Here is a 10,532-nt window from a genome sequence, read left to right as displayed (position 1 = left end):
CGTCAACGTCAACGTCAACGTCAACGTCCACGCCAACGTCCACGCCAACGCCCACACCGCCGATCGTCGTTGTCAGCCGTCCGTCCGCTGCTGCCGGTCGTTCGGCATCCCGGTGGTGTCAGGCCCGCACCGCGACCACTGCCGATCGTCACCCGCCACCGGTTGCCCGCCATTCGGCCGCCCGCGCGCTGGTCCAAGCGAATCCGGTCCACTGGCCCTACCTGCGAAAAATCGGCCTGCCTACACTTTCCTCGACAGATCGCCGCATTGAAGCATCTGCACACGATCGACCCGAAGAGAACGATCAGGAGACAGGCATGACCAACAGGCAGTCGGCAGCATTCGCCCGTGCGGCGAGCGCGCGCCTCGCATCAGTCAGTCGAATCGCCTCGTGCGCCCGTTGCGGCGCGGCAGGCAAGCCCGCGTCGGAGGTCTGAGCATGTCGACCCCTTCCATCGAACGGTCCGCGAGCGGCTTCGCCGGCGGCCGGGCCAACGATACGCGTTACGACCCGACCTACGATCCGCTCGTGTCGCCGGGGCCCGGGTGCGGCAAGCAGTACGCGCCGACCTACTGGGTCGCGACGGCCGGCACCCCGCCGCCCGACGACGGCCCCGTCACGCGCGATCTCGATGTCGACGTCGCGATCATCGGCGCCGGCTACACGGGCCTCGCCACCGCGCTGTGCCTCGCGCGGGACCACGGCATCAAGGCCGTCGTGCTCGAGGCGAACCGCACGAGCTGGGGCTGCAGCAGCCGCAACGGCGGGCAGGGGCAGAACGCGTCGGGCCGGCTGTCGCGCTCGCAGTGGATCGAGCGCTGGGGCAAGGACGTCGCGCTGAAGATGCACGAAGAGATCCTCGAGGGCTTCGACAACTTCAAGTCGCTCGTGTCGGAAATCGACTGCGATCCGCAGCCGGGCGGCCATTTCCTGATCGCGCACCGTCCGCGCATCATGGCCAAGCTCGCGGCCGAGGCGAAGGTGTGGAAAGACGTGTTCGGCTATCCGTCCGAGCTGCTGAGCGCCGAAACCTTCCGCCGCGAATTCATCAACGACCACGAGGCGGCCGGCGCGCTGCATGAGCCGGAAGGCATCGGCATCCATGCGCTGAAGCTCGCGTTCGGCTACCTGCGCCTCGCGCGCGAAGCCGGCGCGAAGGTGCATACGAGCAGCCCCGTGCTCGGCTTCGAGACGATCGACGGCGTGCACCACCTGCGCACGCCGGGCGGCGTCGTGCGGGCCCGCGCGGTCGGCATCGCGACCGGTGCGTACACCGCGCAGACGCTGCATCCGTCGTTGCGCAGCAAGGTGATGCCGATCCTGTCGAACTCGATGGTCACGCGCCCGCTCACCGACGCGGAGATCGATGCGTGCAATTTCCGCACGACGCAGGTGCTGACCGATACGCGCACGCTGCGCTTCTACTACCGTTTCCTGCCCGATCGCCGTTTGCAGATCGGCAGCCGCAGCGCGATCACCGGTGACGATGCGCCGAACCCGCGTCACTTCGATTTGCTGAAGGAAGGGATGGGGCGCAAGTTTCCCGCGCTGCGCGGCGTCGAGATCGACTATTCATGGTGGGGCTGGGTCGACGTCAGCCACGACATGATGCCGCGCGTGTGCCAGCCCGACCCGCGGCAGTCGGTGTACTACGCGCTCGGCTACGGCGGCAACGGCGTGTCGTATTCGCAGCAGGCCGGCCGCCGGCTGGCCGAGCAGATCGCGGGGAAGGGCGCACGCCAGACGCTGCCGATCTTCACGTCGCCGCTGCCTGGTCACCCGTTCGCGCCGTTCCGGCGCCTCGGGCAACGGATGCTCTACCTGTCGTATTTCAGGAACGACGAAAAGCCCTGAACGTAGCGCATATCGCCCGGCGCGACGCAACGCGCGCCGGGTTGTCCAACACAATAAAAGCAACAGAAATCCGTGCGGCCGGGGCTGCAGGCGCCCCTGTACGCGCCGTCGCCGGCGGCGTCCGCGTTCACCCGACGGTGGCGTGCGGGCGGCGTCCGGACAACTGGATATGGAGAAGACATGCAACCCTCGAATCAGAGTGACCTGAAGTGTGGACTCAAGCAGCGCCACATGACGATGATCGCGCTTGGCGGCGTGATCGGTGCCGGGCTGTTCGTCGGCAGCGGTGTGGTGATTCAGCAGACCGGGCCGGCGGCGATCCTGTCGTTCCTGATCACGGGCGGGCTCGTCGTGCTCGTGATGCGGATGCTCGGCGAGATGGCCTGCGCGATGCCGGCCGTCGGTTCGTTCTACGAATACGCGCGGCTCGCGTTCGGCAACTGGCGCGGCCCCGGCAAGATGGCGGGCTTCCTGACCGGCTGGATGTACTGGTATTTCTGGGTGATCGTCGTCGCGCTCGAAGCGGTGGCCGGCGCCAAACTGATCCAGTTCTGGCTGCCCGATACGCCAGCGTGGATCATCAGCCTGGCGCTGCTGGTCGTGCTGACGCTCACGAACCTGATTTCGGTCGGCAGCTACGGCGAGTTCGAATTCTGGTTCTCGTCGATCAAGGTCGGCGCGATCATGGTGTTCCTGTTCCTCGGCGGTCTCTACGTGCTCGGCCTGTGGCCCGCGTCGATGCACACGACGTCCGTGCTGCCGACGCTGCTCGGCCACGGCGGCTTCATGCCGCTCGGCATCGGGCCGGTGATGAGCGGGGCGGTCGCGGCGACCGGCTTCTACTTCGGCGCTGAAATCGTCACGATCGCGGCGGCCGAGGCCAAGGAGCCGGCGAAAGCGGTTGCGAAGGCCACCAATTCGGTGATTACCCGCGTGCTGGTGTTCTACGTCGGCTCGGTCGCGCTCGTTGTCGCGCTGGTGCCGTGGAATTCGCATCAGATGGCCACGCCGTACGTGAGCGCGCTCGAAGTGATGGGCCTGCCCGCTGCCGCCAACGTGATGAACGCGATCGTGCTGACGGCGGTGCTGTCCGCGCTCAACTCGGGCCTCTATGCGGCGTCGCGGATGCTGTTCGCGCTGACCCGCCACGGTGACGCGCCGGCCGCGCTCGCGAAGGTCAACAAGCGCGGCGTGCCGGTGCGCGCGATCCTGCTCGGCACGGTGTTCGGCTACGTGTCGGTCGTGATGTCGTACGTGTCGCCCGACACCGTGTTCGCGTTCCTCGTCAACTCGTACGGCACCGTCGCGCTGTTCGTGTACGTGCTGATCGCGTTCTCGCAACTGCGCCTGCGCAAGCGTCTCGACCCGGTGGCCGCCAGCAAGCTGCGCGTGAAGATGTGGGCGTATCCGTACCTCACCTGGGTCGCGATCATCGGCATGGTCGGCATCCTCGTCGCGATGGCGTTCATCCCGGACCAGCGCAAGCCGCTGTGGCTCGGTGTCGCCAGCCTGGGCGTGCTGGTTGTCGCCTACGGGCTGACGCGCCGCAGCCGCCGCGAGCATCTCGACGACAGCGAACTGCTCGCCTATCCGCCGCGGTGATGCATGGTAATGCGCGGTAACGCATGACGCCGAAGGCCCGGCCCGCACGCCGGGCCTTCGCGCATGCGGCTGCCGGCCCGATCCGATGGATAGCCGGGGCAACTATCGGGTCGACCGATAGCACCGATCAGAGGATGCGACTTTATGTCGGTCGCGTGCCGGCATAGCATGGATGAACCGATTCACGGGTGCGCCCCGGCGGGCGCGCCCTCATCCGCGAACGAGGACAGACGATGGAACATCGGGCACGCGAGCGCGACGAGCAGGCCGAGATCAAGACGACGACGTGCTACATGTGCGCGTGCCGCTGCGGCATCCGCGTACACCTGCGCGACGGCGAGGTGCGCTACATCGACGGCAATCCGGAGCACCCGCTGAACCAGGGCGTCATCTGCGCGAAAGGTTCGTCGGGAATCATGAAGCAGTATTCGCCGGCGCGGCTCACGCAGCCGCTGATGCGCAAGCCGGGCGCCGAGCGCGGCGACGCGCAGTTCGAGCCGGTGTCGTGGGAGGTCGCGTTCGACGTGCTCGAAAAGCGCCTCGCGCACCTGCGCGCCACCGACCCGAAGCGCTTCGCGCTGTTCACCGGCCGCGACCAGATGCAGGCGCTCACCGGCCTGTTCGCGAAGCAGTTCGGTACGCCGAACTATGCGGCGCATGGCGGGTTCTGCTCGGCGAACATGGCGGCCGGGATGATCTACACGATCGGCGGCTCGTTCTGGGAATTCGGCGGGCCCGATCTCGACAACGCGAAGCTGTTCTTCATGATCGGCACCGCGGAAGACCACCATTCGAATCCGCTGAAGATCGCGCTCGGCAAGTTCAAGCGCGCGGGCGGCCGCTTCATCGCGATCAATCCGGTGCGCACCGGCTACGCGGCGATCGCCGACGAATGGATTCCGATTCGCCCCGGCACCGACGGTGCGCTGTTCATGGCGTTGATGCACGAGCTGATCGCGCGCAACGCGTTCGATCTCGAATTCGTGTCGCGCTTCACGAACGCGGCCGAGCTGGTCGACCAGCGCGACGGCGCCGACACGTTCGGGCTGTTCGTGCGCGACGCCGGCGCGCCGGAGGTCAATGCACTGTATCCGCAGAACCGGATGTGGTGGGACACGAAGACGAACCGCGCGGTGCTGCATCACACGGAAGGCGCCGAACCGGCGCTCGACGGCCGCTATACGCTCGACGACGGCACGCCCGTTGCGCCGTCGTTCACGCTGCTGCGCGAACAGGTGGCCGAGTGCACGCCCGAATGGGCGGCCGACATCACCGGCATCGCGGCCGATACGATCCGCCGCCTGGCGCGCGAGATGGAGACGGTGGCGCGCGACCACGCGATCGAGCTGCCGGTGCGCTGGACCGACTCGTGGGGCAAGGAACATGAATCGGTGAAGGGCGTGCCGATCGCGTTCCATGCGATGCGCGGGCTCGCCGCGCATTCGAACGGCTTCCAGACGATCCGCGCGCTCGCCGTACTGATGTCGCTGCTCGGCACGATCGACCGGCCGGGCGGCTTCCGGCACAAGGCGCCGTATCCGCGTGCGGTGCCGCCGTCGGCGAAACCGCCGAATGACCCGGCGCAGATCAAGCCGAACACGCCGCTCGCCACTGGCCCGCTCGGCTGGCCCGCCGGCCCCGAGGACCTGTTCGTCCATCCGGACGGCACGCCCGCGCGGCTCGACAAGGCGTTTTCGTGGGAATACCCGCTCGCGGTGCACGGGCTCATGCATTCGGTGATCACCAATGCGTGGCGCGGCGATCCCTATCCGATCGACACGCTGCTGATCTTCATGGCCAACATGGCGTGGAATTCGTCGATGAACACGACGGAAGTGCGCAAGATGCTGGTCGACAAGCGCGACGACGGCGAATACCGGATCCCGTTCCTCGTCGTGTGCGATGCGTTTGCATCGGAGATGACGGCGTTCGCCGACCTGATCCTGCCCGACACGACCTACCTGGAACGGCACGACGTGATGTCGGTGCTCGACCGGCCGATCTCCGAATTCGACGGGCCGGTCGACTCGGTGCGCGTGCCCGTCGTGCCGCCGACCGGCGAATGCAAGCCGTTCCAGGAAGTGCTGATCGAGCTCGCGAGCCGGCTGAAGTTTCCGGCCTTCACGACCGCGGACGGCCAGCGCAAGTATCGCGACTATCCGGATTTCGTCATCAACTTCCAGACCGCACCCGATTCGGGCACCGGCTTCCTGATCGGCTGGCGCGGCAAGGACGGCGACAAGGCCGTCGTCGGCGAGCCGAACCCCGACCAGTGGAAGCGCTACGCCGAGAACAACTGCGTGTACCACCACCGGCTGCCGGAGCCGCTGCAGTACATGCGCAACTGCAACGGCCCGTACATGCAGTGGGCGGTCGACAACGGGATGCGCAAGTTCGGCGTGCCGATCGTGATCCAGCTCTACTCGGACGTGATGCAGAAATTCCGGCTCGCCGCGCAGGGCCGCACGACCGGCCGCCAGCCGCCCGACCATCTGCGCGAGCGCATCGCGCGCTATTTCGATCCGCTGCCGTTCTGGCATCGTTCGCTCGAAAGCGGGCTGACCGATGCGAACCGCTATCCGCTCGCGGCGATCACGCAGCGGCCGATGGCGATGTACCACTCGTGGGATTCGCAGAACGCGTGGCTGCGGCAGATCCACGGCGAGAACCACCTGTTCGTGAACCCGGTGACGGCCGCCGCGCAGCAGATCGAAGACGGCGCGTGGATCTATGTCGAATCGCCCTGGGGCAAGGTGCGCTGCCGCGCGCGCTACAGCGAGGCGGTCGAACCCGGCACCGTGTGGACCTGGAACGCGATCGGCAAGGCGGCCGGCGCGTGGAACCTCGGGCCGCAGGCGGGCGAGTCGCAGCGCGGCTTCCTGTTGAACCACGTGATCACCGACGAGCTGCCGGATGCGGCACGCGGCGGTGCGCGGATGTCGAACTCCGATCCGGTCACGGGGCAGGCCGGCTGGTACGACGTGCAGGTGCGGATCTATCCGGCCGAAGCCGATGCGGCGACGACCTTGCCGCAGTTCGCGCCGATGCCTTCGCTGCCCGGCACGCCGCGCGTGCTCCAGCGCGTACAGGCGTATTTCGCGGGAACCGGCGCATTCGCCGCGCGGCTGCGGCGCGCGACGTCGGCCGGCCCGAAATCTGAAGATCGCTGATCGAAGGAGCACCACCATGACCCAGATGGCCCTCGTCATCGACCTGAACGTGTGCGTCGGCTGCCATGCCTGCGTGACGAGTTGCAAGGAATGGAACACGTCGGGCGAGGCCGGCAGTCTCGCGGATATGCGTCCGTACGACGACGATCCGTCCGGCACGTTCTTCAACCGCGTGCAGACCTACGAAGCGGGCGTGTTCCCGATGACCGACACGATCCACTTCCCGAAGTCGTGCCTGCACTGCGAGGATCCGCCGTGCGTGCCCGTCTGTCCGACCGGCGCGAGCTACAAGCGCAAGTCGGACGGGATCGTGCTGGTCGACTACGACAAGTGCATCGGCTGCAAGTACTGCGCGTGGGCGTGCCCGTACGGCGCGCGTGAGCTCGATGAAGGCCGCAAGGAGATGACGAAGTGCACGCTGTGCGCGGACCGCATCGACAACCAGGCGCTGCCCGAACGCGACCGGAAACCGGCCTGCGTGCTTGCGTGCCCGACGTCGGCGCGGCTGTTCGGCGACGTGCACGATCCGGAGTCGGAGGTGTCGCGCGCGATCCGCGAACGCGGCGGCTATCAGCTGATGCCGGAATGGGACACGCGGCCGTCGAATCATTACCTGCCGCGCGTGAAGACCGAAGCGTCGTGCGGTTGCGGGAGCAGCGGCGGGTGCGGCAGCGCGTCGGGCGGCATCGATGAAGACGAGTCGTTCGAAGCCCGCGCGGCGCGCGGCGACCTCAACCTCGTGTCGCTTGCGACGCAGCGCTGAGCGCCAAGCCCTTCATTCATACGAAAAACCGGAGTCCCCATGCGCCCAGCCTTTTCGGTCGTCTTTCTCACCACGCTGTGCGGCGCCGCACAGGGCCTGTTGCTGACGCTCGTGATCGTCGAGGCGCTGGCACGGCTGGCCGGCGTCGACGTGGCCGCTGCGTTCTACGTAACGGGCGCCGCGCTGTCGGTCTTACTCGGCGCACTTGGCCTGCTGGCGTCGTTCTTCCATCTCGGCCATCCCGAACGCGCATGGCGCGCAATCGCGATGTGGCGCACGTCGTGGCTGTCGCGCGAATGCATCGCGCTGCCGGTGTTTCTCGCGTGTGCGTTCGCGTATGGCGCGGCACACCTGTTCGGCTGGCCCGGCACGTTGCTGATCGGCGCGGTGGGCGCACTCGCGAGCGTCGCGCTGTTCGTATGCACCGCGATGATCTACGCGTGCCTGCGCTTCCTGCAGGAATGGGCGAGCCCGCTGACGCTCGTGAATTTCGTGCTGCTCGGCTGTGCGTCGGGCTGCACGCTGGCGACGGCCTGCGCCGCGTGGCTCGCGCCGGCACTGGTCGGCCGGCTCGCGGTGGCCGCCTGCGTGCTGACGCTCGCGGGCGGCGTGGCGCGGCTCGCGTCGCTCGCGCGCAATGCACGGCTGCGGCCGAAGTCGACCGTGCAGAGCGCGACCGGGATCCGCAGCGAGAAGGTCGAACAGAAGTCGCGCGGCTTCACGGCCAGCGCGTTCAATACGCGGGAGTTCTTTCACGGACAGGGCAACGGCACGCTGCGTGCGGTGAAGGCCGGCTTCCTGATCGGCGCATTCGCGGTGCCGTTCGTGCTGACCGGCGCGGGCGCGCTTGCGCTCTCGCCGACGTCGGTTGCGGCGGCCGTCGCGCTCGGCGCGGCGTTCGTGATCCAGTATGCGGGGCTGGTCGCGGAACGCTGGTTCTTCTTCGCGGATGCGCGGCATCCGCAGAACATCTACTACCAGCGCGCGTCATGACGTTGCATGTGCGCTGCCACGCCGTGCGGGAACTAGAACGTTTCCGCGAGCGCGCGAGCCGCTTCCTGCAAACGCGGGACGTGGTCGAGCAGCCGCGACAGCGGGGCGCGCGACACGGGCGCATGCACGGCGACCGCGGCGATGCACGCGCCGTCGTCACCGACGATCGGTGCCGCGATGCACACGATGCCCGCGACGAATTCCTCGTTGTCGATCGCGACGCCCTTGTGCGCGGTGCGGTCGAGTTCGGCTTCGAGCAGTTCGGCGTCCGAGATCGTGTTCGGCGTATAGCGCGGCAGCGCCAGCGCGCGCACCAGCGCGGCCCGTTCGTCGCGCGGCAGCAGCGCGAGCAGCAGCTTGCCGCTGGCGCTGCAGTGCGCGGGCACGCGCGAGCCGGGTTTCAGGTCGAGCCGCAGCGGCCAGTCGGCCTCGACGCGGTCGAGATAGACGACTTCCGTGTCGTGCAGTGCGGTCAGGTTGCAGGTTTCGCCGAGATCGGCGACGAGCCGTTCGAGGATCGCGTGGCGCAGCCGGCGCGCGCCCGCATGCAGCATCACGCCGGTGCCGAGCCGTGCGAGGCGCGGGCCGATCGCATACGCGTTCTTGCGGCCCGGTTCGCGGATCACGAGGCCGCCGGCTTCGAGCGACGCGAGCATCCGGTGCAGCGACGCCTTCGGGATATCGACTTCGCGCACGAGATCGGCGAGCGACACGGCATCGCCGGCCTGGACGAGATGTTCGAGCAGCGCGAAGGCGCGCAGCGTGGGCGTATCCGCGGGCAGCATGGCAGGCGTTCCGGAAACTGGATTGCGGCCATTGTACCGAACGGCCCGGCAGGCCGGCCGCGCGGGGCGGCGGGCGCGGCGAACCGGTACGCATTTTCGGCAATGGAACGAATCGTTCCGTAAACACGACTGGCGCGGGCGCGACGATCGATGCCTGCGCGATAAGCAACGACAGGAGCGCAACGCAATGGATGGGGTGACGAACAAGCCGGACTGCATGGTGTCGGTTCGCGAACGGTTCGGGTTCGATTCGGACCTGATGGTGCCCGCGTTCGGCACGCGCGACGATCACGTGCCCGATATCGACGATGCATACCGTTTCAACCCGGACGTCACGCTCGCGATCCTCGCCGGCTTCGCGCGTAACCGTCGCGTGCTCGTGCAGGGGATGCACGGCACCGGCAAGTCGACGCATATCGAGCAGGTCGCGGCCCGGCTGAACTGGCCGTGCGTGCGGGTGAACCTCGATGGCCACATCAGCCGGCTCGATCTCGTCGGCAAGGATGCGATCGTCGTGCGCGACGACGTGCAGGTGACCGAATTCCAGGAAGGGATCGTGCCGTGGGCGCTGCAGCGGCCGGTCGCGCTGATCTTCGACGAATACGATGCGGGTCGGCCCGACGTGATGTTCGTGATCCAGCGGATTCTCGAGCGCGATGGCAAGTTCACGCTGCTCGACCAGAACCGCGTGATCCATCCGCATCCGTCGTTCCGGCTGTTCGCGACCGCGAACACGGTCGGGCTCGGCAACCTGAACGGGCTCTACCACGGCACGCAGATGCTCAACCACGCGCAGATGGACCGCTGGAACGTGGTCGCGACGCTCGACTACCTGCCGCGCGACGAGGAGATCGGCATCGTGCGTGCGCGCGTGCCGGAACTCGCGGACGAAGCGGGCCGCCCGCTGCTCGAATCGATGGTGAGCCTCGCGGAGCTGACGCGCAACGGCTTCGCGACCGGCGACCTGTCGACGCTGATGTCGCCGCGCACGGTGATCAACTGGGCCGAGAACTGCCAGATTTTCCGCGATCCGGCGCTCGCGTTCCGGCTCACGTTCCTGAACAAGTGCGACGACGCCGAGCGGCCGGTCGTCGCCGAATACTGGCTGCTGCGCTACAGCTCCGTGATCCCGCGCCCGTACGTGGTCGTCGACGGCGCGCCGCCCGCCGTGCTCCGCTACAACGACACCGACGACGAGCTGCGCTACGTCGAATCGCTGCCGGCCGACGCGCAGAACAACTCGACCGGCAATGCGCCGCCCGTGGCCGCACGGCCGGATGCGAGCCGCGCGCTGCCGAGCGTGAAGCGCGAGCAGCCGCTGCCCGGCATGCTCGACCTGCGCGGCGTCGAGCTCGCGCTGCCCG

The 10,532-nt window shown here is 67.9% G+C and carries 8 protein-coding genes; 7 read left to right on the top strand and 1 reads right to left on the bottom strand.

The window, feature by feature from the left end; genetic code table 11:
• The 6 genes from G3N93_RS25545 to G3N93_RS25520 form a co-directional block, all read left to right on the top strand.
• Positions 1–271: hypothetical protein (locus G3N93_RS25545; RefSeq protein WP_206134217.1), on the top strand; the 271-nt coding region annotated here is incomplete at its 5' end.
• A gap of 168 nt (positions 272–439) precedes the next feature.
• Entirely contained in the window at positions 440–1,855 is a 1,416-nt protein-coding gene (locus G3N93_RS25540) for an FAD-binding oxidoreductase (protein WP_174986628.1), read from the top strand.
• 180 nt (positions 1,856–2,035) lie between these two features.
• Complete coding sequence (locus G3N93_RS25535) at positions 2,036–3,457, top strand: amino acid permease (protein WP_089427832.1); 1,422 nt, start codon at positions 2,036–2,038, stop codon at positions 3,455–3,457.
• A gap of 233 nt (positions 3,458–3,690) precedes the next feature.
• A complete protein-coding gene (locus G3N93_RS25530; protein WP_206134216.1) occupies positions 3,691–6,627 on the top strand; it encodes a molybdopterin oxidoreductase family protein in 2,937 nt (978 codons plus the stop codon).
• A 16-nt stretch (positions 6,628–6,643) separates the two neighbouring features.
• Positions 6,644–7,390, top strand: coding sequence for a 4Fe-4S dicluster domain-containing protein (locus G3N93_RS25525; RefSeq protein WP_206134215.1), 747 nt, complete (start codon positions 6,644–6,646; stop codon positions 7,388–7,390).
• Positions 7,391–7,429: 39 nt separating this feature from the next.
• Positions 7,430–8,383, top strand: coding sequence for a DmsC/YnfH family molybdoenzyme membrane anchor subunit (locus G3N93_RS25520; RefSeq protein WP_206134214.1), 954 nt, complete (start codon positions 7,430–7,432; stop codon positions 8,381–8,383).
• A 32-nt stretch (positions 8,384–8,415) separates the two neighbouring features.
• Here G3N93_RS25520 and G3N93_RS25515 read toward each other — a convergent pair whose 3' ends face one another.
• On the bottom strand, positions 8,416–9,168 hold the full coding sequence (locus G3N93_RS25515) for an IclR family transcriptional regulator (RefSeq protein WP_174986622.1): 753 nt from the start codon (positions 9,166–9,168) through the stop codon (positions 8,416–8,418).
• A gap of 187 nt (positions 9,169–9,355) precedes the next feature.
• Here G3N93_RS25515 and G3N93_RS25510 point away from each other — a divergent pair.
• A partial coding sequence (locus tag G3N93_RS25510; RefSeq protein WP_307873430.1) for an AAA family ATPase occupies positions 9,356–10,532 on the top strand: 1,177 nt, incomplete at its 3' end.

It is taken from the genome of Burkholderia sp. Se-20378 (assembly GCF_017104665.1).
GTDB classification, from domain to species: Bacteria; Pseudomonadota; Gammaproteobacteria; order Burkholderiales; family Burkholderiaceae; genus Burkholderia; species Burkholderia lata.
Note: the sequence above shows the minus strand (reverse complement) of the source record. Positions and strands in the feature narration are given on the sequence as shown.